The following is a 25,194-nucleotide window of genomic DNA, read 5'->3' as shown; positions in this document are numbered from 1 at the left end:
AGTCGGACGCCTTTGCGTCGAATAAGGCTTCGGCGGGTGGCGCGGCGCAACGTGCTGCCCGCCTGAAGGCGGCTGCCCTTGCCGAAGGGCACGCCATGCTTAGACGCGCGGCGCACGCCGCGTGTGACATCCCTCATTCGATCGGCCTCGCGAAGTGGCCTATTGCGCAAGTGGGCAACTGGCTCATTACACGTCGTTGCGCCGGCTGCAAGATTCCGGCAACCGATTCGTCGGCCCTGAAAGCGTTCAGCGATATCGGGCCCGCGTAGTCAACGCGCGTTCTCTAACGGCGACTCGTTCGACCAAGGAAGCACACCATGAGCTATCAAACCGGCCTCAGCGGCTTGGATGCCGCCTCGACGGATCTCGGCGTGATCGGAAACGACATCGCCAATGCGAACACCGTGGGATTCAAGAGTTCCACGGCGCAATTCGCCGATATGTACGCCAATTCGATCGTCGGCGCGGTCGATAACCAAGTGGGTATCGGTACCCATCTATCGACGGTCGAACAAGATTTCTCGAACGGTACGTTCACGAAGAGCAACCTGCCGCTCGATATGGCAATCAACGGCAATGGCTTCTTTCAACTGTCGGATAACGGCGCGCTGACCTATTCGCGCAACGGCGTGTTTCATCTGGATAAGAGCGGCGCGATCGAGAACGCACAGGGTCGACAACTCATGGGCTATCTTCCGATGGCGAACGGTGCGATGAACACGGGGACGACCGGCCCGATCGTTATCTCCACCGCCGACGCGCCGCCTGTTGCCACCGCGACAATCGCCGCGCAGTTCAATTTCGATTCGCAAAACCCCACCCTGTCGAGCGCCTCGTTCAATCCCTCGAATCCGTCGACGTTCAACTACAGCCAAACGGTGCCGATCTACGATTCGCTGGGCGGGACGCAATCGGTGACGGTCTATTTCGTCAAACAAGCGCCGGGAAATTATGAGGTGTTCGCCACGTCGGGTTCGCCCCCGACGCCGGCCGGCCCGAGCGCGACGGGCGATCTGGGTACGATGACGTTCAATAACTCCGGCGCGTTGACGTCGGGCGCAAAGCTCAGCTTTACGATCCCCAACGGCGCCGATGGCGGCGCGACGACACAGGCGCTTGCGCTCGATTTGACCGGTACGACCCAGTACGGCGGCAAGAACGCCGTGCTGGGCCTCCAACCCGACGGCAGCAGCACGGGCCAACTCACGTCGATCGCCGTCGGCACCGACGGGGTGTTGACGGGTTCCTATTCCAACGGCGCGAGCCGCGCGCTTGGGCAAGTCGCGCTCGCCACGTTTGCGAACCCGAACGGCCTCGTGAATCTAGGAAACAATCTCTATTCGCAAACGACCGAATCGGGTGTGGCTCAGATCGATCCGCCGGGTTCGCCCAATCATGGGGTGCTGCAAGGCGGAGAAACGGAAGATTCGAACGTCGACCTAACCGCGGAGCTGGTCAATCTGATCACCGCCCAGCGCAATTATCAGGCGAATGCGCAAACGATCAAGACGCAACAAACGGTCGATCAGACGTTGATCAACCTTTGAATCTCGCACCGCAACCGAGCGGCCGTCTTCAATCGACGACGGTCACGATGTTCATCGTGCCTTGCCGGGCCATCTTCGCATAGGGGCACAAGCGCTCGGCGTGGCGAACCATCTCTTCGGCCGCGCTCCGTTCGATGCCCGGCATTCGCACGCGCAGTTCGATCAGCAGCGCGTAGCCGCCATCCGTGGGATCGCGGGCGAAGGCGACTTGAACCTCGACGGCCATGTCGGGGATGTTCGTCCCCATGCGTTTGCAAAGCAGATTGAGCGCGCCGTGGAAACACGCCGCGAAGCCCGCTGCGAACAATTGCTCCGGATTCGTGCCGTCGCCGGGACCGCCGAATTCGGTCGGAAGGCGCAGCTCGAGATTCAGATTGCCGTCGTCGGAGCGCACCACGCCGGACGCCCGGGCGTGCCCCGTCTCCCCGCCCGATGCCGTCACCGTGGTCGTATAGAGCGGATAGAAATCTCGGCCGCGATAGCGGTCGAGAAGAGAAAGCGGGGGCGCTTGAAGTTTTTTATCGTCCATCTGGCTGCTCGAACTCAATGAAACACGTTTCGTCGGCCCCGATCGGGGCATCGCGGTGCGGCACAAGGGCCGGTTTGGTCTGTCGCTTTTAACGGCGCCGCCGCCTCGATTCCCCACGAGCGTCATGGGCCGCCCCGCCGACTCCATCGTAGGGGAGCCGCCTGGAAGGCGGTAGGTCTCGGACAGGCGCACACTGTTTCCTATTCGACACCAATCCGGGCGTTCGGTCTCGCCTACAGTTCGTCAGACACGCATTGTTCATCTTTAACCGGTTCCGGATCGAATCGATGTGCTTTAGACTGGACGCTTGTCTACGCCGTATGCGCGGGCGGGCCGGTGCGCCCGCCGCGCCCAAGTGTCGGAGCCGTCGATGGATCAATCGGAGATCTCGGAGCGCGTGTTTCGAGTCGGCGCGCCTATTCGCGCCGACGACCTATCCGCCTGTTTCTCGACCAGTTACGCGGGCATCATCGCGTTCATGGCCGTGGCCACGGAAGGAAGCTTCGCGAAGGCCGGAGAACGCTTGGGGATCGGCCGATCGGCGGTGTGCAGAAACGTGCAGAAGCTCGAAACGCAATTGAGCACGCGGCTGTTTCTTCGAACCACGAGAACCACGCACCTGACGCTGGAAGGCGAGCGCTTCTTCGAGAACTGCCACCAGGGTGTCGCGCACATCGTGGAAGCCATGAACGACATGCTCGACCTTCGGGAGGGGCCCCCGCGCGGGCTCGTGCGCATCAGCTCCACGGTGGGCTTCGGCCGCAAGGTCGTGGCGCCGCTATTAGCCAAATTCATGGCCTTGTATCCCGAGATTGCGATCGAACTCCTGCTGGACGATCGCCCGACGGATTTTGTCTCCGAGCAAATCGACGTTGCCTTTCGCGACGGGCGTATCGAGGATTCGAGCATCATCGCGAAACAATTGGTGCCGATGGAGCGCGTGCTGTGCGCGTCGCCCGCGTATGTCGAAAGGCGTGGCTTACCCAGCACCGTGGAAGCGCTCGGCGAGCATGAGTGCGTCAACTTGCGAATCCCAGGCGGACGCGTTCACGAGTGGGAGTTCAAGATCGACGGCCGTCTTCACAAGTACGTGCCCACCGCGAAACTCGTTTTCAACGATGCGGATCTCGTGCTTAAAGCCGTCTTGGATGGGCATGGATTCGCGCAAATGCCCGGCTATCAGGTTCACGACCCCATCGCGCGAAACGAACTCGTCATGGCACTGAAGCGGCACGTGCCCGACGATCGCGGCCACTACATTTGCTATTTGAGCCGGCAGCATCTGCCGTCCCGCATTCGGGCGTTCGTCGATTTCATGACGGACGAAATTCGCGCGCTCGACCTGCTTTGCCTCGCCGATTTCTGAACGAACGCAAGCCGGTGCAATGCCGGCGCGAGGGCGATTGGTGTCTTCGCGGCAACGCTGAGTGTTCCGGTCCAGCTCTACCGCGAGCGAAGCCGGACACCTACGATGACGTCATGGCAACGCACTCGATCTGATTGAGTTCACCCCGCGAGCGATGTTCCGCAGCCACCGGCTTGCGCGGGAACGCTTTGCCTACGCCTGCGTACGCCGATGCGCTTTCGAGCATGGCGCTTGATTAGGATTCCTAAAGGACATGAGATGAGCCGATCCGCCCCGGTCATTCCACCCGCGCCGCTGACGGGCGCGAAGTTCGCGCTCGGGACCTTTGCGGTTGCACTGGCCACGTTCATGAATGTCCTCGATTCGTCGATCGCCAACGTCGCCATTCCGACGCTATCGGGCAACCTCGGCGTATCCGTCGATGAAGGTACGTGGGTGATCACGCTTTTCGCGGCGGCAAACGCCGTGTCGATCCCGCTCACGGGCTGGCTCACGCAGCGTATCGGCCAGGTGAAGCTGTTCGTCTGGGCGATCCTGCTGTTCGTGATGTCGTCCGCGGCTTGCGGCCTCGCGCCGAATCTCTTGATCCTGCTCGCGGCCCGCGTCGTCCAGGGGGCGGTCGCCGGGCCGCTGGTGCCCTTGTCGCAGGCGTTATTGTTGGCCTCGTTTCCGAAAGACAAGAGTGCGAGCGCGCTCTCGCTCTGGGCGATGACGGCGACGGTCGGCCCGATCGCGGGGCCCGCGCTCGGCGGCTGGATCACGGACAGCTATAGCTGGTCTTGGATCTTCTATATCAACGTGCCCGTCGGCTTGTTCGCCGCAGGCGCGATCTGGACGATATACAAAGACCGTGAAACGCCTTCGCGCAAGTTGCCGATCGATAAGGTCGGGCTGATCGCGCTGATCGTCTGGGTGGCCGCGCTACAGATCATGCTCGACAAGGGCAAGGATCTCGATTGGTTCCATTCGCCGACGATCGTGACGCTTGCCGTCGTCGCGGCAATCGGCTTTGCATTCTTCCTGATTTGGGAGTTCACCGAGGAGCGTCCGGTTGTCGATTTGCGATTGTTCGCGGGCCGAAACTTTCTGGGGGGCACGGTCGCGATATCGGTGGCGTACGCCATCTTCTTCGCGAACCTCGTGGTCTTGCCGCAATGGATCCAAGGTTATCTCGGCTACCGCGCCGTCGATGCCGGGCTCGTCACGGCCCCGCTCGGCATCTTCTCGGTCATGCTCGCGCCGGTGATGGGCAAGCTCATGCCGCGTTCGGATATGCGCGTGCTCGCCACGTTGGCGTTCCTGGGATTTGCGGGCGTGTTCCTCATGCGCTCGCATTACACGACGGGCGTCGATGCTTACACCCTCGTATTGCCCACGCTCCTGCAGGGCATTCCCACCGCGCTTTTCTTTACGCCGCTGACGGCGATCATCCTCTCGGGGCTGTCCCCCGACAAGATTCCGTCGGCGGCCGGCTTGTCCAATTTCGTTCGCATTTTCTCCGGGGCAGTGGGGACGTCGCTGGTGAGCACGGGCTGGAACGACCGGACGGTGCTTCATCACGCACGCCTAGTGGAACGCACGAGTGCCACGAATCCCGCTTTCGTCGGCGCGATCGATACGCTGCGCACGACGTTGCACGCGAGCACCGATCGCGCGACGGCTTTCTTCGCACGGTCGCTCGATGCGCAGGCCACGATGCTGGGCCTAAACGATATTTTCTGGCTGTCCGCCGCGATCTTCGTTTTGATCGTCCCGCTGATCTGGCTGACGAAGCCGGTCAAGGGGGCGGGCGCGGGCGCCGCGGGAGCGGGCGGGCACTGAGCCGCGCTCGGTCGAACATTCGAATCTTGCCGACTCATCGAGCGGATTGGGGCGAAACATGAAATCGCAAACTGTTGTACCCGGCGCACGCGCCCATGCCTTCAAACTCGGCGTGTCGGCGATCTGTCTGTCCGTGCTATCGGCTTGCGCGAACTATGCGGGCATTCACAGCGACAAGCGGATCGCGACGCCGCAACAGTTCGAGACCGATCGCAGCCTGCCGGCCGAGCATGGACTCTGGCCCGAGGCCGATTGGGCGGCGCAGTTCGGCGATGCGCAATTGGCGACGCTCATCGCCGAGGCGCTTAAACGCAGCCCGACGCTCGAACAGGCGAGCGCGCGAGTGAGGCAGGCGTGGGCCTATAGCGAAACGGCGAAAGCGGCGACGCTGCCGCGCGTCGATGCGAACTACACGCTCACGCGCGAGCAATTCAGCGGCACCGCGATGATCCCGCCGCCATACGCCGGCGCGTGGCAAACCGAGAACAGGGGATTGTTGACGGCGTCGTACGATCTCGATCTGTGGGGTAAGCGGCGGGAAGCGTTGAAGGCTGCGGTATCGCAGGCGCGAGCGAGCCAAGCCGACGCACAATTCGTGAAACTGACGCTGCAGACCGCGATCGCGCGCAGCTATAACCAATTGGCGCGCTTGTATGCGTTGCGCGACATCGCGGTGCAGGAGGTTGCTCGCCGCGAGCAGATCGATCGCATCGCGGCCGGTCGCGTTGCAACGGGCCTCGATACCGAAGAAGAACGCCAGATCGCGCAAGCGAACCTCGCGACGAGCCGAGCGGCCGTTGCCGCGCTCGACGGCAATCTATTGAGCACGCGTTATCAGTTGGCCGCGCTGATCGGAGCCGGCCCGGACCGCGGTCTCGCCATCGCGCGGCCGACGCTTGGCGTCGGCGGCGTGCCCCGTTTGCCCGACAACCTGCCCGCCGATTTGATCGGCCGCCGGCCCGATATCGTCGCGGCGCGGTGGCGCGTGGACGCGATGACGCACGAGGTCAAGGAGGCGAAGGCGCAGTTCTATCCCGACATCAACTTGAGCGCGGCAATCGGCCTCGATGCGTTCGGCTTCGGGCACTTCCTGACGGCGGCCAGCCGCACGGCGTCGGTAGGGCCGGCGATCCATCTTCCGATCTTCGACGCGGGCGAGTTGCGCGCGCAGTTGAAGGGCCGGTATGCGCAATTCGACGATGCGGTTGCCGCATACGATCAAACGCTCATTGCGGCGCTGGCCGATGTGGCCACGCAGATCGGGCAGATCCGCTCGAGCGATGCGCAATTGGTCGATGCGACAGCCGCCCAGGCGGCGGCGCGCAGTGCGGACCAACTGGCGATCGCCCAGTACCAGGCGGGGCTGACGAGCCAATTGACCGTGCTCAGCGCCGACCTCGCTTCGCTCGACGCGGATCAAGCCGTCGTGAACCTCGAGACGAATCGGCGCGACCAGCAAATCGCGCTGGCGTCGGCGCTCGGCGGCGGGTACGCCGACCCATCGACCTCGACCTCGACCTCGACCTCGACCTCGCCTTCCTCGTCCGGCGGTGCGGATGCCGTCGCTTCCACGCGTCCCGTCGCTAGCACCCGCTGAGCGACGAACAGCCATCGTCAGGAGATTCGATATGAGCGATACCACTACCCCCGAACTCGAACGCGTTCATCGCGACAGCGCAACCGGAGAGGACAGCGCAGGCAACGCAAGGCGCCCGGCCACGGCCAAACCGACTGAGGGAACCACGCCTCCCGGACGGCGCAAACGCCTGCTGGCCGCGCTCGCGCTGGCAGTCGTCGCGGGCGGCGCCGCGTATGCAGCCTACTACTTCGACTATGGCCGCTATCACGAGTCGACCGATGACGCCTATGTGAGCGGCAACCTCGTGCAACTGACGCCGCAAGTGACCGGCACGGTGGTGGTCGTGAATGCCGACGACACCCAGATTGTCAAAGCGGGCGCGCCCGTGGTCGTGCTCGATCCGGCCGATGCGCGGATCGCGCTGGCGAATGCCGAAGCGGCGCTGGGCCAGACCGTGCGGCGCGTCAGCAAACTGTACGTGGAGAACGATTTCTATGCGGCGACCGTCGCGCAGCGGGCATCGGACCTGAACCGGGCCAACGACGATCTGCGCCGCCGAGAGGCTGTTGCGACTTCCGGCGCGGTATCCGCGGAAGATATCGCGCACGCTCGGGATACCGTGAGCGCGGCCAGGGCCGCCCTCGACGCGGCGCGTCGGCAGCAAGAAGCCAATCGCGCATTGACCGATCGCACGACGATCGCTCAGCATCCCGACGTGCAAGCCGCGGCATCGAAAGTTAGGGATGCCTACTTGGCGTATGCGCGCGATACGCTGCCGGCGCCGGTCACTGGGTACGTTGCCCAGCGTTCGGTGCAGGTCGGCCAACGGGTGTCGCCGGGCTCGCCGTTGATGGCGATTGTGCCGCTCGACGGCGTATGGGTCGATGCGAACTTCAAGGAGGTTCAGCTCGAACGCATGCGAATCGGTCAGCGCGTCGCATTGCGCGCCGATGTATATGGCTCGAGCGTCGTCTACCACGGCCGCATCGAGGGCTTTTCAGCGGGCACGGGCAGTGCGTTCGCCACCTTGCCCGCTCAGAACGCGACCGGCAATTGGATCAAGATCGTGCAGCGGCTGCCGGTGCGCATCCGCATCGACCCGCGCGAATTGGCTGCCCATCCGTTGCGGGTCGGGCTGTCGATGCAGGTCGATGTCGATACGCACGACGACACCGGGACGCAACTCGGCGCGGCGCAAGACACGAGCTATCGGACGGATGTCTTCGCCGGCTACGGCACACGCGCCGATGCCGAGATCGCGAAGATCATCGCGCGCAACGAACCGTCGGTGCAAGCGGCGGCTGCCGCTAGGCCGGCAACGAACGATCCGTCCGCTCGGTAACGCTCAATCGATCAGCGTCAGCAAGGCCGGCGGTTGCATCGCTAGGATACGTCGATCGAGCGCTCGCACGTGCTCGATCGTATAGTCGACGAACGCTCGAATGCGAGCAGGAAGATGCTTGCGGCTCAGATAGCACAGGTAGTGCCCCCCATCGTCGGGGGCCTGGTGCGCGAGGCAGCTCAGCAATTGCCCGTCGCCGAGCAGATCGGACACCTGGTAGGCCGGCAACTGAGCGATGCCCAATCCGTCGAGCACGGCCTGCATGATCAGCCCTTCGTCGTTGAACGTATGGTGCGCCGTGGGGCGATGCCGCTCGGCACGCCCGTCGACCTTGAATTCCCACTCCTTCGGCCGGCCCGATGCCGTGCGCAGGTTGATGCAGCGATGAAGCGCCAGATCGCCCACGTCACGCGGCAACCCGTGCGTTCGCGCATAAGCGGGCGACGCACAGACGATGAGCGGCATGGGAATGAGCGGGCGGGCCACGATCCCGCTGTCCTCCATGCGTCCGTCGCGAAACGAAACGTCGACGCGGTCGGAGGTGAAATCGGCAGGGCGATCGTCGAGCACCAACTCCACGGCGATCTCAGGGTATCGCTCGTAAAAGCCCGGTAGCAGCGGGGCCACGATCTTGCGGCCGAAGGCGGGTGCCGAGGCAATGCGCAAATGACCGCGAGGCGGGCCGTTGCGCAATTCGCGCATGTCGTCGAAGGCATGCGCGATCCGTGCGATGCCCTGTCGGCAGTTTTCATAGAAGCGTTCGCCCTCGCGCGTGAGCGTCGTTTTGCGGGTCGTGCGCAGGAAAAGGCGGGCGTCGAGCCTGGCTTCCAATTTTCTTACGCTCCGGCTGACGGAGGAACGGCCGATACCGAGGCGATCGCCGGCACGCGCGAAACTGCCTTCCTCCGCCACGGCCAGAAAAGACACGACGCCGGCATAGCTGGCCGCGAAGGTACTCGAAAACGGATCGTCGAGGGCGACGATCGGGTGGCCTCTGGTGCAATCGGACATGAAACCTCGGGGCGAATAATCGGTAATGCACTAGACGTAAAGCCTCCGCCGTTTGTGACACCCGTCCTCGATTCGACTAAAGAATTGCGGCGCGCTGCCGTTATTTGAGGTGCCAAACCGACAATACGCAGTAATGTTTCGACCCTTTCCATTGAGCCTAACGCGCGCATACATCTTGGGTGTGGTTTTCGCGATGCTGTGTTCGGCACGGGGCGCCTATGCCGGCGACGGCTCGTCGATGTTTACGCTCAGCGGTTTCGGTACGCTGGGCGCGACCTACTCCAGCCTGCGGACGGCCGACTACGCGGGCGCGCCGTTCGAGCCGTACGGCGCGGGCGCGAGCCGCACCCTCGACTTCGGCGACGATTCGCGGCTGGGCGTGCAAGTCACTGCCAAATTCACGAGCAAGCTCTCCGCGCTGGTGCAAGTCGTCTCGCACAACAACTACGACGACAGCTTCACACCCACGTTGGAGTGGGCCAATCTCAACTACGCTTTCACCCCCGACCTGAACCTGCGGGTAGGCCGTATCGAACTGCCCACGTTCCTCACGTCGGATTACCGCGAAGTGGGCTATGCGAACCCTTGGGTGCGCGTGCCGCCCGAGCTGTACGACGTGGTGCCGATCACGCATAGCGATGGCGTCGACGGCTCGTACCGAATGCATTTCGGCCCGGTGACGAATACCGTGCATCTGATTTATGGGGAAAGTACGTTTCACGCTGTGCCCGGACCGTTGCGCGTGCAGGGAACGGGCATTTTCGGCGTGTTCGACACGACCGAATACCGCGCGTTGACGACGCACGTGGGCTACCTTCACGCGCATGTGTCGGTGCCGTTTGCGAGCGGGTGTCCGGTTGCCCTATATAGCGCCGCGGCCAGCCTCGACATGGAGCATTGGTTCGTGCAGGCGGAGATCGCTCGGGCAACCGTGGATGGGCTGACGCCGGGCTATGTCGCCGGCTATGCGACGGGCGGATTGCGACTGGGCAAGTTCACGCCGTACGCGACCTACGCGGTGGAGCATTCGCTCAACCGGCCGGTCGTTTTCCCGAATCTGAACGACGGGCAGCGCGCGGCGTCGGCCGGCGTGCGTTGGGACGTCGCGAAGAACCTCGATCTGAAGGTGCAATACGACCACGTCTGGACGAGCGCGGGATCGACCGGGCTCTTCATGAACGAGCAGCCCGATTTTCGGCTAGGCAGCGGGACCGACGTGGTCACCGCGACGCTCGATTTCGTTTTCTGAGCGAGGGGCGATGAGACACTCGTTGCGGATTCTATGGTCGACCGTGGGCGGCGCGGCACTCGCGCTGTGCGCCTCGCTCTGCGACGCCCAGTTGGTGGTGATCGTATCGGCGAAGAGTTCGGTGACCGCCCTGTCCGAAAATCAAGTGGCCGATATCTACCTCGGCCGCACGAGCCGCTTGCCGGGTATGGATGCAGTCGTACCGGTCGATCTCGCCGACGACGCGGTCAATCGTGCGGCGTTTTACCGGATCGTTTGCGGCAAGTCGCCGGCGCAATTGCGCGCGTATTGGTCGAAGCTCGTCTTCACGGGCAGCGGGCAGCCGCCCAGCGAGGTGGCGGATACGGATGCCATGAAAAAACGAGTGGCCAGCGCAACGAACGTGATCGGATACATCGACAGCAGCCAGCTCGACCCGAGCGTCAAAGCCGTATTGGCCTTGCAATGACCGGAGCAGCGAAGCCGAATGCCGATGAGCGAAAGGACCTCGCCCCCATGCCGTCGAGTCCCTGCCATGCTTCATAAGGCGGGCACGCAAGCGCGTTCGCTGATCGCATTCGCGTGGCCCCGCCTGGCGGAGACCTGGCTTTGGTTTCCGCTGTTCGCGATCGTCATGCTTGTGCTTGCCTGGGGGGCGTTGATCGACGTCCTCCAAGTCGAGCATACGGCGGCGACGATCGCCGCCGTCAAATCGAGCCGCGAACTGGCCGATACCTACGAGGCGCAAGTCGTGCGCAGCCTTGTCTCGATCGATCAAACGCTCAAGACAATCGCTTACGCCTATACCGTCAGCGGCAACGCCGCGCTTGCCGACCTGCAAAACAGAGATATGTTGCCGTCGGCGATCGTCTTTCAGATGACGATCACCGATAGCCGCGGCGAAGTGACCGCCAGTACGCGCGCGGCATCGCCGCGCAATGTCGCGCAGGAGCCGTACTTTCTCGCGCAGCGGCGCGCCGATACGCTATACATCAGCCGAACCCGAACCAACCGTGAGACGAACGCGCCCGAGCTGGTATTCAGTCGCCGGCTGTCGAGCGCGGCCGGCGAATTCGCGGGGGTGGTCATGCTGACCGTCGATCCGTCGTACTTCACGAGCAGCTACGACTTGCTGCGGCTGGGCGAGCATGGCTTGCTCGGTTTGCTCGGCACCGACGGCTCGATGCGCGTGCGGCAGACCGGCGAAGACCTGTCGTGGGGCGGCGCGGTGCCGGCCAGCCCCGATGCCGCGGATGCCACCGAGGAACTCGCGATCCAGCCCTGGGACGGCGGGATCGAGCGCTTCACGAACATCCGCGCATTGCACGGCTTTCCGCTCGTGGCGATCGTCGGGCTGTCGCGCAACGAACAACTGGCGCGCTACCGGCACGATCGCTTTGTCTATATCGGCGAGACCGTCGCCGGCAGCGCGCTGCTGGTGGCGCTGACGACGATTCTCAGTCTGAAAAGCCGTGAATTGTCGCGCAGCCGCGCACGGGCCCGCCGGCTGCGCCAAACGTATTTCGCCGCGTCCGAAGCCAGCTTGGATGCGTTCTTCGTTTGGGAACGCGTGCCGAGCGAGAGCGACCGTTCGGCGGCGGCGCTGCGCCGATCTTCCGGCGGCGATTGCCGCTTCGTGTTGACCGACGTCAGCCGCCGGGGCGGCGAGATGATGGGCCGGCCACGCGACGCGCTGATCGGCACCGTTTCGGACGCGATATTCGACGATCAGGGCGAAGGCGGGATGACCCGCGAGTTCGCGCGCGTGTTCGAGACGGACGAGGTGGCCGAGCGAGAGTGGCAGCACGTGCGGCCCGACGGCTCGCGCGTGTGGCTGCACCGCCAGGTCGTGCGCGTGGAGGACGGCGTGGTCGCGATCGTGCGCGATGTGACGGCGCGCAAACGCGCTGAGGCGATGCGTGCCGAGCAAAACCGCGTGCTGGAAATGATTGCCACGAGCACGCCGCTCGAGGACGTCTTGTCTGCGCTCATGCTTTTGCTCGAATCGCAGATACCCGACAGTGCATGCGTGGTCATGCTGCGCGACGAAGACGGCATGCACCTGCGGGTGGGCGCGGCGCCGAGCCTGCCCGCCGCGTTCAGCCAACTCGCGAACGGCTGGACGATCGGGCCGGACTCGGGACCGAGCGGCGTAGCGATCTATACGCATCAGAGCGTATCGGTCACGAACCTGCTTGCCAGCGATCCATACCGGGAATTTATCCTGAAGGCGCAGATGCACGAGTACAACGCCTGCCGCTCGATGCCGATTCTGTCGCACGAGGGCAGCGCGCTCGGCGCCCTCACCGTGTTCGCGCGCGGCGAGCGCGTGCCCGATGCTGCCGAAGCGCAAACGGTGGCGATGGCGATCCGCATTGCCGGTATCGCGATCGAGCGCACGCGTGCCGAAGACAGCATTCGCCATATGGCGAATCACGATGCGTTGACCGGATTGCCGAACCGTACGCTGCTCGCCGACCGCTTGAGCCAAGCGCTCGCGCATGCGCAGCGCTATGGGCGCGGCGTGTCGGTGGCCTTCGTCGACCTCGATAATTTCAAGCTCATCAACGATAGCTTGGGTCACCATGCCGGCGACGAATTGCTCAAGACGGTTGCCGTGCGCATGCGCGAGTGCCTGCGCAGCACCGATACGGTCGTGCGTCTTGGCGGCGACGAATTCGTGCTGGTGCTGTTCGACGATTGGCTCGACGAGCAGGCGCTGCGAGCCGTGATCGAGCGGTTGCGCAAGGCGATCGCGGAGCCGGTTCAACTCAATGGGCAGACGTACAAGGTGACCTGCAGCATGGGCTTCGCGCGCTATCCGACCGACGGCGACGACGCGCAAACGCTGCTGATGAACGCGGACGCGGCGATGTATCGCGCCAAGGAACTCGGCCGCAACAACTACCAGTTCTACACCTCGGAAATGAACGGGAAGGTGCACGAACGGCTGCGCCGCCGCGAGCAATTGCGCGAAGCGTTGGAGCAGCGGCAATTCCGGTTGGTGTATCAGCCTCAGGTCGACGTGCGCACGGGTGCGATCTTTGGTGTCGAGGCTTTGTTGCGCTGGGACCATCCGGTCGAAGGCACGATTTCGCCGGCCGATTTCATTCCGATCGCGGAAGAGACGGGCTTGATCGCCCCGATCGGCGATTGGGTATTGGAAACGGCGTGCGCGCAAAATCGCCGCTGGCAGGATGAAGGGCTGCCGCCGATCACGATGTCGGTCAATGTATCGGCGCACCAGTTCCTGCAGAAGGGATGGATCGAGAATGTGGCCAATGCGCTCGCGCAGGCGGGGCTCGCGCCGGAATATCTCGAACTGGAACTGACCGAGAGCCTGATCATGCGCGATTTGGAAGCATCGATCGACATGATGCGACGCTTCCAGCAGATGGGTGTTCGCCTATCGATCGACGACTTCGGCACGGGCTATTCGAGCTTGAGTGCGTTGAAGCACTTCCCGGTCGGCCGGCTCAAGATCGACAAATCGTTCGTGCGCGAACTGCCGCACGGCGAAGACGACAAGGCGATCGCCATTGCCGTGATCTCGCTGGGTCAGCGATTGAATTTGAGCGTCATCGCCGAAGGCGTCGAAACGCAGGCGCAAGTCGAGTTCTTGCGCGAGCACCACTGTCACGAAGTTCAGGGCTATCACTTCAGCCGGCCCGTGTCGCCCGGCGAGATCGAAGCCATGCTGCGCGATGCGAGGCCACTGCCCGTGGCTCAAGAAGAAGGGTCAGTCCGATAGCCTTCGCTATCCCGATCCCAAACAGATCGAGCTCGATACGCGATGCGATGCGGCGCGGCGTGAATCGGCGGGCCGCCCTTCGATAGTTACACGTAAAGCCCCATGCTCGACATGCTTGCCGTCAGCTGCCGCGCCGAGATGTCCACGGCTTGTTGTCCGCCGCCACGGATCGGAAGCAACACCGTGGGGACGCCGCTGAGCGTGGTCGGCTGGAAGCCGATATCGATCAGCGATTGTTTGAGCACCGGATAGAACGCAGCCTTCTTATAGTCCTGAATGACGGCTCCAGTGTCGATGCCCTGATTCTCGAATACCCACATGTACAGCGCGGGCAGCGTCCGTTTGAAGATTCGGCGATGGTGCTCGCTGATGAAAAAATCGGAGAATTTGACGTATTGATCGATGCGATGGTTCAGGTAATCCCGGGTTTTGCGGGCACCTAAAACGGCTTGCGAAAATCCCGGACTCGTGTTCTTGTATCCAGGAATTTTATATTTCATTTTTGCATAAAGATCGCATTGCTCCAGTCCGTCGTAGTCGGGCGCGGGCGGGGTCGTAAATTGCGTGCCGAAATGGTCGAGGAATTTCCATGCAAGAAACCAAACCATTTGCGCTGCTTCGCCCAAATCCTTTTTTACGGTTTTGTCGAGATTCACTTGGCCGCTGTGATTGCCCGGAAATGGAACGTATATTGCGTTCGTTGCGCGATTGGTAAAGGTGACACGCTTGGCATCCTGTGGCTTGAAAAACCCCCGAGTCTCGTGCATCGACAGAACGGCCAAGTAATTCTTGACGTTGCCGCGGATCGTGCTGGCGTCCTCGTCGCCCTTGTTCCCTATGCCGGCGACGGGATCGACGGCGAAGATGTTGACCGCGATATCCGGAAAAATCTCGCGAAGCTTGTATGCCAGCTTCGTGCAGGTCACCGCACCGCGGCTCCACCCGAGCATATTGATCGTTTTCGGGGCGGGATTGAGTTCCGCGATGGTGGCAACGGCATGCATGACGTTATCGTCCCAGCCGGCTCCCGTCATGACGCCTGTCGTTTGCCAATTGTGATGGGTGTGGCCCATCTCCTTGCTGCCAAAAAACGCCTTTTTCTGCTTGTCGCGCGTAAACGGATTGAATTGTCCCGGGATCGGACTCGACGTCGGGTGGCTGCCGGGGCCGTCGCAGATTAGGAAGTTTTGATATTCGGCACCCGCTGCGAGGCGGCCGAACTCGGCGACGATTTCGCCTTGGCCGTCCCGGCTCGCGCACGTTCCGTGGTTAAAAACGGTGAATACGGGCGGTTGAAACGCGGGCATGGCGATTCACCTTCGGTCGACTATTGCAATGTTGTTGATTAGGGTTTTCCCATGTGCGTAAGCACGGACTGCCCCCTGGGATCGCAGTCCAGCATAGCAGCGGGACCGCAAAAATTGCAATGACAATGCGGCGCCTGCAGACCTGGCGACGCACGATGCAGCATCGGCGGCTCGCTGGTGTGCGTGTCATTGAAGTGAAAGAAAATTCGGGTACGAATCGGATTTGGCGCAAAGTGGGACCGGTTTCGCCTTTCTGTACTCAATTCGGCTAACCGGCCGGTGTTATTACTAATCGTACGAAAAGTCGTGCGTGAAGGCTCGGCGACGCAACAAAGGCACTTATCGAACCGAGTTGCGTGATGCAACTAGGGTTTTCACGTAATTTTGCGCGCAATGACCGCGCAAAAATTACTTCCGCTTACTTCAAAGCGGCTTCACGCCTTGTCGTTATAAAAGCGAATGCCGCGTGTCTGTGGGATACGCCACACTTTTTAAGTTTTCTATGCTAGAGTCCGGCAACAAAGACATCAGAACAGAATTTTGCTAAAGCGTGACGGACCACAGCAAGCTTTCTAACCACAGGACCAACCCACGGATAGTCGAACGTCGACTGTTTGAGTAAATCATCACGGGGTCGGCAAGTCGTCTTTCGACGGCTGCGCTGCCCCCGGCAGTGAACCGGTGTGCGGTCGGGGGGCGTGCCGGATCATCGCTATAGCCGGAATTCGGTGCGCAGCAACGGCCAATCGGCAGGCCTGTCTCGCGTATCCGCCGGCGTCTTCAGGGGAATGCCTTCTCCCCGCTTCGAAGTACCCGCCCCCTAAGCATCCGAACCATTTCGTCGCGAAGTGCTATGCACGCCGCTATGTCGATTGCGTTTTGTGTTTTCCAGTCCGGAGGGGACCATGTCCAATAGTTTGCAGAAGTGGGTCGGGCGCAATCGTCCGCCGCGTGTTCAGATCACCTATGACGTCGAGATCGGCGACGCCGTGGAAAAGCGCGAGCTGCCGCTCGTCGTCGGCTTGCTTGCCGATCTGTCGGGCCAGCCGGCCACGCCGCCGCCGAAAATGAAGGAGCGCCGCTTCGTCGAGATCGATCGCGACAACTTCGACGAAATCATGGGCAAGATCGCCCCGCGCCTCGATCTGTCGGTGCCCGACGCGATGAAGGGCGAAGGCAATCTGAAAGTCGAACTCAAGTTCAACCAGTTCTCCGATTTCCATCCGGAAAGCATCGTGCGGCAAGTGCCGCGCTTGGCGAAGCTGCTGGAAGCGCGTCAGCAGTTGCGCGACCTGCTCGGCAAGCTCGACGGCAACGACGAACTCGATTCGATCCTCGAGCGCATCGTTCAGAGCGCCGAGGAGCTGAAGAAGGTGCAGAGCGAGGCGAATGCCGGCGGCGCTGCCGTCGAGCCGGCCGCCGAAGGCGCGCCGTCGGCATGAGCGGCGCGACGCGGGCCCGCGCCCGTTGTCGCTGATGCAACGAACTCACAGAGGACTACCAGATGGAAACCAATTCCGCCGTCGAATCGTCGGCCGCCGGCGCCACGACGAACGCTGAACTGAGCTTGCTCGACCGTATCGTGCTCGAAGGCAATATGGCCGTCGAACCTTCGCAGGGCGTCTATGCGAAGAAGCTGATCGGGCAGCTCGCCTCGCAGATTCTCGACGAGGGCATGCGCACGAGCCCGGACAAGGGCGTGGTCGCGATGATCAACGAACGCGTGGCCGAAATCGACAAGCTGCTGACGGATCAATTGAACGCGATCATGCACGACGAGGCGTTTCAAGCGCTCGAAGCGTCGTGGACGGGCCTGCACGACATGGTGTACGGCACCGAGACCAGCACGCGTCTGAAGCTGCGCTTGCTCAACGTCACCAAGAAGGAACTGCTCAAGGACTTGGAGACGGCTGTCGATCACGACATGAGCGTGCTCTTCAAGAAAGTTTATGAAGAGGAGTACGGCACCTTCGGCGGCTATCCGTATTCGCTGCTGATCGGCGATTACACGTTCGGCCGTCATCCGCAGGACATTGCGCTGCTCGAGCGTATTTCGAAAGTGGCCGCCGCCGCGCATGCCCCGTTCATCGCCGCAGCCGCCCCGAGCCTGTTCGACCTCAAGTCGTTCACGGAACTCGGCGTGACGCGCGATCTGGCGAAGATCTTCGAGAGCGCCGAACTGGCGACCTGGCGCAGCTTCCGCGCCTCCGAGGATTCGCGCTACGTGTCGCTCGTGCTGCCGAGCTACGCCGCGCGTTTGCCGTACGGCGCGAAGACCAAGCCGGTCGAGACCTTCAATTTCGAAGAAGACGTGGACGGCACGGATCACAGCAAGTATCTGTGGGCGAACTCCGCTTATCAGATGGGGCTGCGCATTACCGATGCCTTCGCCAAATATAGCTGGTCCACGGCGATTCGCGGCGTGGAAGGCGGCGGCAAAGTGGATGGCATCGCCGCGCATGCCTACAAGACCTCCGAAGGCGACATCGTCCTCAAGTGCCCGACCGAGGTGACGATCACCGATCGTCGCGAGAAAGAACTCAGCGATCTGGGCTTCATCGCGCTCGTCAATTCGAAGGGCTCGAACTTCGCGGCGTTCTTCGGCGGCCAGACGACGAACAAGCCCGTGCTGTACAACAAGGACGAGGCCAATGCGAACGCGCAGCTATCGGCGCGCCTGCCGTACGTGCTCGCGGCGTCTCGCTTCGCGCACTACTTGAAGGTGATCATGCGCGACAAGATCGGCAGCTTCCAGACGCGCGGCGGCATCGAGGCGTATCTGAACAACTGGATTTCCGACTACGTGCTGATCAACCCGTCGGCCTCGCAGGAACAGAAGGCGCGCTTCCCCCTGGGCGAAGCACGCGTGGACGTGACCGAGGTGCCGGGCAAGCCGGGCTCGTATCGCGCGACGTGCTTCATCAAGCCGCACTTCCAGATGGAAGACCTGACGGCTTCGATTCGGCTCGTGGCCGATTTGCCGGCGGCGGCCGCCTAACGGCGGGCGACGATTGAACGCGCGGCGGGCGCCTCCGCGCCCGCGCTTAATTTCGCTATTCATCGAATCGGATCAGACATGGATACAGTCATCCTGCAGTTCAAGGACATCAAAGGCAATTCGTTGATCGACGGCTACGCCGACGGGATCATCCTCTACTCGTTCAGCCATAGCGTGGCCATGCCGATGAACGCGGACACGTCGAACACCGAGCGGACGATGGGCCGTCCGACCTTCAGCGAATTCTCGATCACCAAGGCCACCGATCAAGCGACGCCCGCGCTCTACGCCGCTTGCGCCGCGGGCACGAAGCTCGGCGATGCGACGATTTCGATTGGCCGTAACGAAGGCGGCAAATTCATGCTGCTGATGAAGTACGTGCTGACGAACGCGATGATTTCGCACATCAGCACCGGCGGCGGCAGCTCGGAGATGTCGGATTCGGTCACGCTCCACTTCACGCAGATGACGTCGCAGTACACGCAGCAGAGCACGGATTCGACGAAGAAGGGCAATGCGTCGTTCGGCTGGGACCTGGCCGCGAACAAGGCGGTGTCCGCCTCGTGATGAACCTGGACGCGGTGTGCCCGCGCTACGTTGAGGGGGCGCATCCGTCCATGTTCCATCGCATGCCTACGTGATGTCGATCCATCGTCGCGGCTATCCGATTCCGCTGTTCGAGCGCCTCGTCGAAGATGCCGACGCCTGGCTCGAAGGCGAGGGCGCGCTGAAGCGATCGGTGGCGCGCGAACTCTCGCGCCTGCTCAACGCGCGTTCGCGCTTGACGATGGCCGAGTTCGCGCATAGCGATTGCGGCGTGCTCGACTACGGCGTGCCGGATTTTTCCGAGCGATCGCTGCGCTCCGGCGCGGATCGCGACGCGATTCTCGCGGCCGTTCGCCGCGCGATCGCGCTGTTCGAGCCGAGGCTCGTCAACGTTGCCGTGAAGTTCGGTTTCAAGGACGAGACGAGCCGCGAGGCGGTGCTTGTCGTCGAAGGCGACATTCGCGTGGAGCGCTCGGTCGAACACGTGTTTTTCGAATTGGCGGCGGGCGCAGGCGCGAGCCCGGACGACCAGGACGACCCGGACGGATGCTGACCGACATGGCGCCAGACGACATTTTGCAGTACTACAAGCGCGAGCTGTCCTACCTGCGGGTGCAGGGGGCCGACTTCGCACAGCGCTACCCGAAAGTCGCGGCGCGTCTCGCGCTGCACGGCACGGAATCGCTCGACCCGCACACCGAGCGGTTGATCGAAGCCACCGCGTTTCTCGCCGCGCGCGTTCATCGCGATCTCGATCAAGCATTTCCGCAGATCGCGTCGGCGCTGCTCGAGAACGTTTGCCCCTCGCTCGCGCAGAGCGTGCCATCGATGACGGTCGCGCAGTTCGAACTCGATCCGACGCAAGGCAAAGTGACGGCGGGCTTTCGCGTGCCGCGTCATACCGGGTTGTCGGCGCTCACCGAAGCGGGCGATGCGTGCCGTTTCCGCACCGCTTGGGACACCGTGCTGTGGCCGATCAATGTCGCCGACGCGCGCTTTGGCGACGACTCCACGCTGCGCCTGCGGCTCGAATGCGAACCGGGCGTCGATTTTTCCGAGCTGGAGGTTCGCCAGCTACGGCTGCATTTGCACGGCGATTGGCGGGTGACGATGCCGCTATACGAGTTGCTCGTATCGGGCGTTGTCGGCGTGTCGCTGGCGCCCGCCGGCGCGCCGCTCGTGCGCTTGTCGCAATCGGCGTGGCGCGAAGTGGGCTACGCCGAAGAGGACCGCGTGCTGCCGCAGCCGGCGCATGCGCACCCGGCCTACGGGTTGCTGCAAGAATATTTCGCGTTCGCGCGCAAGTTTCACTTCTTCGATTTGAACGTACCGGCAGGGGCCTTCGGCAGCGGGCGTAGCTGCGAAATCGTGCTGCATCTGGACCGCATGCCGCGCGCGCTCTCGCATATCGGCGCCCAGCATTTCCGTCTCGGTTGCACCCCGGTGGTCAATCTGTTCGCGCAAACGACCGAACCGCTCGTCGTCGATGGCCGCCGCTACGAACACCGTCTCGTCGCCGAGCAAAAACGCGAGGCAATGACCGAGATCCATTCGATCGTCTCCGTCATCGCCTCGGATCCCGTCGCGGATCGCGCGATCGTGTTGCCCGGCTACACGGCCATCGACCGCATGGATTGGGACAGCGCGGATCGGCCGTCGACGTTCTGGTTCGCGCGGCGCGAGCGCAGCGTGCGGGGTAACGTGTCGGGCGTCGATACCTATCTGAGCTTCGTCGATGCGAGCCGCAACTTCGCCGATCCGGTATCGCCCGTGGTCTATGCGAACGTGCTCTGCACCAATCGGCGCTTGGCCGAACATGTCCCGATCGGTGCGCGCATGCTCGTCGAACGCGTGTCGCGCAATGCCCGCGTGCGTTGCCTGTACGAGCCGACGGCCCAGCGCGATCCGCCGCTCGGGAGCGAGACGCTTTGGCGGCTCGTGTCGCTGCTCACGCGCAACTATCACTCGCTTGTCAGCGGGCCGAACGGGCGGCGCGAACTGCAGGAGATGCTGTCGCTGTTCGCCTCCGACGGCCTACGCGAACAGGACCAGATTCGCGGGATCGGCCGCGTCGGCGCGCGGCATGTCACTGCGCACGTCGGCACCGATGCGTGGCGCGGCTATTGTCGCGGCACCGAGGTGAACATCGAGTTCGATGCGGATACGTTCGTCGGCGGTTCGCCGCTATTGATGGCCGCGGTGCTCGCGCGTTTCTTCGCGATGTGCACCTCGGTCAACTCCTTTGTGCGGCTCGTGGTTTGCCGTGGAGACGAGATATGGAAGCAATGGGAACCGATGACCGGTTACCAACCGCTGCTCTGATCGCCCGGCTCCTCGCTCGTCCCCACGACTTCGACTTGTTCCAAGCGATTCATTTGCTGGAGCAAGCCGAGGCGTGGGCGCGACCGCTCGGCACGGGCGATGGGACCGACGAGGCCGTGCGTTTCGCCGGTCACGTCTCGCTGGCTTTCGAGCCGAGCGATATTCGCGGCATCGGCTCGCAAGCGGTGGACGGCGAGCGCACGCGCTATACCGTGAGCACGGCCGCGATGACGCTCGCCGGCGCGGGCGGGCCGCTGCCGTTGGCGTTCACGGAATGGCTGCTCGCACGGCGAGCGGCGCGCGAGACGGCGATGTCGGATTTCCTCGACATCTTCAATCATCGCTTCCTCTCGTTCCTCTATCGCAGCCGCCAAAAGCACGCCCCTGGATTGAACGGGCGCACGCCCGACGAGGCGGCGTTGACGGCTTGCCTGGACGCGCTCGGCAACTTGGGTCTGCGCGCCGGCGAGCGCGGGCCGGGCGGCGCGCGGCGCTGGCTGCGTCATGCCGGGCTGCTGGGCGGTGCGCCGCGTTCCATGGCGGGTCTGCTGGCCATGTTGTCGGATCGGCTCGGTGTGGCGGTGCGCGGCGGCCAGTTCGTCGGCGGCTGGCGCGCGCTCGACGCGCGCGATTCGGTGCGTCTGTCGAGCGGCGGGCGCGGCGCCTCGCGTCTGAACGGTCGCGCGGTGGTCGGGCGGCAGTGCTGGGATCAAGCGGCCGGCATTCGGATCGAGTTCGTCGAGCTGCCGCCCGAACGATTCGAGGCTCTCTTGCCCGGCGGCCGGTTGCACGAGCTGACGGCCTGGCTCGTGCAGTCGTATCTGGAACTCGATCTCGAGGTGCATGTCGTGTTGCGGCCCGTACCCGGAGAAGCGGCCTGCGCGGTCGGCGGCGCGCGCGCGGCGCGGCTCGGCTGGACGTCGTGGCTCGGCCCGCTGGGTGCGGGCGCCGCAAGCGAGCGCGCGGATGGGGCCGCGGCAGGGAACGCAACAGCAAGCGCCGCCGCAAGCGCGGTCGCGCCCAAACCGCGTGCGCCCGCCCGATTCACCTTGCGCATGCCGCCGTCTTCGGCCGCATGGCGCTCATCGACCGCCTAGCCACCGAGCCATTATGGAAATCGACATTCGCACTCTGGTGAGCCGGCTCGATCCGGCCTGCAAGCATGCCATGGAGCTTGCCGCGCAACTCTGCGTGCGGCAGACGCACTACAACGTCGACGTCGAGCACTTCCTGCTGCAACTGCTCGAATCCGACGCGCCGGACTGGAGGGCGATTCTCGAGCACTTCGAGGTGGCGCCTGCGGAAGTGGGCGCGCAGCTTCAAAAAGCCGTCGACCAATTCAAGCGCGGTAACGGCCGCACGCCCGCGCTTTCGCCGAACTTTTCGCGGCTGTTTCAAGAGGCTTGGCTATTGAGTTCGATGCTGCTCGGGCAGCAACAGATTCGCTCGGGCACGGTGCTGCTCGCGCTGCTGGAGGTCGACAGTTTGCGCGGGTTGCTGATCGACACGGCGCCCTCGTTGCTGAAGATTCCGCGTGCGACGCTGCGCGAATCGCTGGCGGCCGTGCTCGCTGCGTCGAACGAAGACGGCGGGCCGGCCGCCGCGCCCGCCGCAGGCGCATCGCCAGGGGAGGCGCGCTCGGGACAGGCGCCGCTGGCGGCGATGCCGTCGGCCGTCGGCAGCGGGCCGGGCGGATCGGCGCTCGCGCAGTACACGGTCGATCTGACCGAACTGGCTCGGGAAGGGGCGATCGATCCCATCTACGGTCGAGATTTGGAGATCCGCCAACTGATCGACGTGCTGCTGCGGCGGCGTCAAAACAATCCGATCCTGACGGGCGAAGCCGGCGTCGGCAAGACCGCGGTCGTCGAAGGCTTCGCCCAGCGCATCGTGCAACGCCAGGTGCCGCCGGCGCTGCTGAACGTGTGCGTGCGCTCGCTCGATCTCGCGCTGCTGCAAGCCGGCGCGGGCGTGAAGGGCGAGTTCGAGAATCGGCTCAAATCCGTCATTGCCGAAGTGAAGGCGTCGCCCGTTCCGGTGGTGCTGTTCATCGACGAAGCCCATCAACTGATCGGTGCCGGCGGCAGCGAGGGTCAGGGCGATGCGGCCAATTTGCTCAAGCCCGCGCTTGCGCGCGGCGAGTTGCGCACGATCGCCGCCACGACCTGGGCCGAGTACAAGAAGTACGTGGAGCGCGATCCCGCGCTGGCGCGCCGCTTTCAAGTGGTCAAGGTCGACGAGCCCAGCGAGGCCGTCGCCATCGAAATGCTGCGGGGCATGGTGCCTAAGCTCGCGCATCATCACGGCGTCGAGATCATCGACGAGGCGGTGCGCGATGCGGTCAAGCTATCGCATCGCTATATCTCGGGGCGCCAACTGCCGGACAAGGCGATCAGCGTGCTCGATACGGCGTGCGCGCGCGTGGCGATCGGGCAAAGCGGCGTGCCGGAGGATATCGAAGCGCTCGGGCGCTCGCTCGAATCGGGCGAAAACCAACTGCGTATTTTGCGTCTCGAGGCGGCGACGGGCGCCGATCATGCCGACGCGATCGTCGCGTTGACGAAGCAGCTCGAGGAACTTCGCGCGAAGCATGCACGCTTGACGGAAAAGCTTTCCACCGAACAGCGCGCGGTGGAAGAGATCTTGGTTTGGCGGCGCAAGATCGCGCGGCAAGTGGATGCGCAAGAGGCAAAGACGGACGGGACGCAAGACGCACAAGCACCGGCCGAGGACGGCGAGGATGCGCAATCGCTGCTCGCCAATCTCGGCCGCCTAGAGAAAGGTCTCGAGGCTGTGCAGAACGACGAGCCGATGGTGCCGGTCTATGTCGATTCGGCGATGGTCGCCGAGGTGATCTCGGGTTGGACCGGTATTCCCGTCGGCCGCATGTTGGCGGACGAACTGCATACGGTGCTGTACCTGCACGATAAGCTGGCCGAGCGTGTCGTCGGGCAGGACGAAGCGCTCGACGCGATCGCGCGGCGCGTGCGGACGTTCCGCGCCGATCTCGACGATCCCGGTAAGCCCGTCGGCGTGTTCTTGCTCGTCGGCCCGAGCGGCGTCGGTAAGACCGAAACGGCCGCCGCGCTCGCCGATACGCTCTACGGCGGCGAGCGCAACATGATCACGGTGAACATGTCGGAGTTCCAAGAGGCGCACAGCGTCTCGGGGCTCAAAGGCGCGCCGCCCGGCTACGTCGGTTACGGACGCGGCGGCGTATTGACCGAAGCGGTGCGCCGCCGTCCCTACAGTGTCGTGTTGCTCGACGAAATGGAGAAGGCTCACCCGGACGTGCTCGAGCTGTTTTTCCAAGTGTTCGACAAGGGCGTGATGGAAGACGGCGAAGGCGTGCCGATCGATTTCAAGAACACGCTGATCCTGCTGACGTCGAACGCGGCGCAGGAAGTCATCACCGAGGCGTCGCTTGGAGGACGGCGGCCGCCGCCCGAGGAATTGATCGAGCGGTTGCGCCCGGCGCTGCTGCGCCAGTTCAGCCCGGCCTTTCTCGGCCGGCTCGTTCTCGTGCCGTATTACCACCTCGGCGATGCGCAGATCGCGGCGATCGTCGACTTGAAGCTCAATCGCCTCGCGGAACGCTTCGCGCGCAACCATCACGCCAAGTTGACCTGGGACGACGCGTTCGCGCGCGTCATCACCGAGCGTTGCAAGGAGGTGGACAGCGGCGCGCGCAACGTGGATCACATCCTCACGCAAATCGTGCTGCCGGAGCTTGCGCGCGAGGTGCTCGAGCGCATTTCGGTGGCCGAGCCGTTCGATGCCGTGCATTTGGCATTCACCGCCACGGGCGGCCTCGCGTTCAGCTTTACGGCGGAGGGCGGAGTTTGAT

The 25,194-nt window shown here is 63.5% G+C and carries 18 protein-coding genes; 15 read left to right on the top strand and 3 right to left on the bottom strand.

Features of this window, described 5'->3' with window-relative positions; all coding sequences use genetic code 11:
- Positions 1-317 precede the first annotated feature (317 nt).
- Positions 318-1,547, top strand: coding sequence for a flagellar hook protein FlgE (gene flgE, locus ACTHN9_RS22335; protein ID WP_440538958.1), 1,230 nt, complete (start codon positions 318-320; stop codon positions 1,545-1,547).
- 28 nt (positions 1,548-1,575) lie between these two features.
- Here the strand turns inward: flgE and ACTHN9_RS22330 are convergent, their stop codons facing one another.
- Positions 1,576-2,076: an Ohr family peroxiredoxin gene (locus ACTHN9_RS22330; protein WP_440538957.1), complete on the bottom strand. Its 501-nt coding sequence runs from the start codon at positions 2,074-2,076 to the stop codon at positions 1,576-1,578.
- A 370-nt stretch (positions 2,077-2,446) separates the two neighbouring features.
- On the opposite strand from ACTHN9_RS22330, the gene ACTHN9_RS22325 reads away from it, so the two are divergent.
- The 4 genes from ACTHN9_RS22325 (at position 2,447) to ACTHN9_RS22310 (ending at position 8,184) form a co-directional block, all read left to right on the top strand.
- Positions 2,447-3,442 (top strand): LysR family transcriptional regulator, encoded by a 996-nt coding sequence (locus ACTHN9_RS22325; RefSeq protein ID WP_440538956.1) that lies wholly within the window; start codon positions 2,447-2,449, stop codon positions 3,440-3,442.
- Between the two features lie 258 nt (positions 3,443-3,700).
- The gene (locus tag ACTHN9_RS22320) at positions 3,701-5,263 is read left to right on the top strand and encodes a DHA2 family efflux MFS transporter permease subunit (protein WP_440538955.1); all 1,563 of its coding nucleotides are present in this window, start codon (positions 3,701-3,703) and stop codon (positions 5,261-5,263) included.
- A gap of 58 nt (positions 5,264-5,321) precedes the next feature.
- Positions 5,322-6,860 (top strand): efflux transporter outer membrane subunit, encoded by a 1,539-nt coding sequence (locus ACTHN9_RS22315; protein WP_440538954.1) that lies wholly within the window; start codon positions 5,322-5,324, stop codon positions 6,858-6,860.
- A gap of 31 nt (positions 6,861-6,891) precedes the next feature.
- Positions 6,892-8,184 carry an HlyD family secretion protein gene (locus tag ACTHN9_RS22310; protein ID WP_440538953.1) on the top strand — a complete coding sequence of 431 codons (1,293 nt, stop codon included), beginning with the start codon at positions 6,892-6,894 and terminating at the stop codon, positions 8,182-8,184.
- A 3-nt stretch (positions 8,185-8,187) separates the two neighbouring features.
- Here ACTHN9_RS22310 and ACTHN9_RS22305 read toward each other — a convergent pair whose 3' ends face one another.
- Positions 8,188-9,195 (bottom strand): LysR family transcriptional regulator, encoded by a 1,008-nt coding sequence (locus ACTHN9_RS22305; RefSeq protein WP_440538952.1) that lies wholly within the window; start codon positions 9,193-9,195, stop codon positions 8,188-8,190.
- A 238-nt stretch (positions 9,196-9,433) separates the two neighbouring features.
- Between ACTHN9_RS22305 and ACTHN9_RS22300 the strand changes: the two genes are divergently transcribed.
- The 3 genes from ACTHN9_RS22300 to ACTHN9_RS22290 all read left to right on the top strand — a co-directional run bounded on the left by ACTHN9_RS22300 (position 9,434) and on the right by ACTHN9_RS22290 (position 14,174).
- Complete coding sequence (locus tag ACTHN9_RS22300) at positions 9,434-10,444, top strand: hypothetical protein (RefSeq protein WP_440538951.1); 1,011 nt, start codon at positions 9,434-9,436, stop codon at positions 10,442-10,444.
- 10 nt (positions 10,445-10,454) lie between these two features.
- Positions 10,455-10,892 (top strand): phosphate ABC transporter substrate-binding protein, encoded by a 438-nt coding sequence (locus tag ACTHN9_RS22295; RefSeq protein WP_440538950.1) that lies wholly within the window; start codon positions 10,455-10,457, stop codon positions 10,890-10,892.
- A 66-nt stretch (positions 10,893-10,958) separates the two neighbouring features.
- The gene (locus ACTHN9_RS22290; protein ID WP_440538949.1) at positions 10,959-14,174 is read left to right on the top strand and encodes a bifunctional diguanylate cyclase/phosphodiesterase; all 3,216 of its coding nucleotides are present in this window, start codon (positions 10,959-10,961) and stop codon (positions 14,172-14,174) included.
- A gap of 86 nt (positions 14,175-14,260) precedes the next feature.
- Here ACTHN9_RS22290 and ACTHN9_RS22285 read toward each other — a convergent pair whose 3' ends face one another.
- On the bottom strand, positions 14,261-15,178 hold the full coding sequence (locus tag ACTHN9_RS22285; protein WP_440538948.1) for a DUF5621 domain-containing protein: 918 nt from the start codon (positions 15,176-15,178) through the stop codon (positions 14,261-14,263).
- Positions 15,179-16,386: 1,208 nt separating this feature from the next.
- Between ACTHN9_RS22285 and tssB the strand changes: the two genes are divergently transcribed.
- The 7 genes from tssB to tssH all read left to right on the top strand — a co-directional run bounded on the left by tssB (position 16,387) and on the right by tssH (position 25,193).
- Positions 16,387-16,923, top strand: a complete 537-nt coding sequence (tssB, locus tag ACTHN9_RS22280) for a type VI secretion system contractile sheath small subunit (RefSeq protein ID WP_440538947.1) — start codon at positions 16,387-16,389, stop codon at positions 16,921-16,923.
- A gap of 62 nt (positions 16,924-16,985) precedes the next feature.
- Entirely contained in the window at positions 16,986-18,479 is a 1,494-nt protein-coding gene (gene tssC / locus ACTHN9_RS22275; RefSeq protein WP_440538946.1) for a type VI secretion system contractile sheath large subunit, read from the top strand.
- A gap of 78 nt (positions 18,480-18,557) precedes the next feature.
- Positions 18,558-19,046, top strand: a complete 489-nt coding sequence (locus ACTHN9_RS22270; RefSeq protein WP_440538945.1) for an Hcp family type VI secretion system effector — start codon at positions 18,558-18,560, stop codon at positions 19,044-19,046.
- 73 nt (positions 19,047-19,119) lie between these two features.
- Complete coding sequence (gene tssE, locus ACTHN9_RS22265) at positions 19,120-19,578, top strand: type VI secretion system baseplate subunit TssE (protein ID WP_440538944.1); 459 nt, start codon at positions 19,120-19,122, stop codon at positions 19,576-19,578.
- A gap of 5 nt (positions 19,579-19,583) precedes the next feature.
- Positions 19,584-21,347, top strand: a complete 1,764-nt coding sequence (gene tssF / locus ACTHN9_RS22260; protein WP_440538943.1) for a type VI secretion system baseplate subunit TssF — start codon at positions 19,584-19,586, stop codon at positions 21,345-21,347.
- A complete protein-coding gene (gene tssG, locus ACTHN9_RS22255) occupies positions 21,302-22,444 on the top strand; it encodes a type VI secretion system baseplate subunit TssG (RefSeq protein ID WP_440538942.1) in 1,143 nt (380 codons plus the stop codon). Before tssF ends, tssG begins: the two co-directional genes overlap by 46 nt.
- Positions 22,445-22,457: 13 nt before the next feature.
- On the top strand, positions 22,458-25,193 hold the full coding sequence (tssH, locus tag ACTHN9_RS22250) for a type VI secretion system ATPase TssH (RefSeq protein WP_440538941.1): 2,736 nt from the start codon (positions 22,458-22,460) through the stop codon (positions 25,191-25,193).
- Position 25,194 lies beyond the last annotated feature (1 nt).

The sequence above is a fragment of the Trinickia sp. genome (assembly GCF_051953405.1).
Taxonomy (GTDB): domain Bacteria; phylum Pseudomonadota; class Gammaproteobacteria; order Burkholderiales; family Burkholderiaceae; genus Trinickia.
Note: the sequence above shows the minus strand (reverse complement) of the source record. Positions and strands in the feature narration are given on the sequence as shown.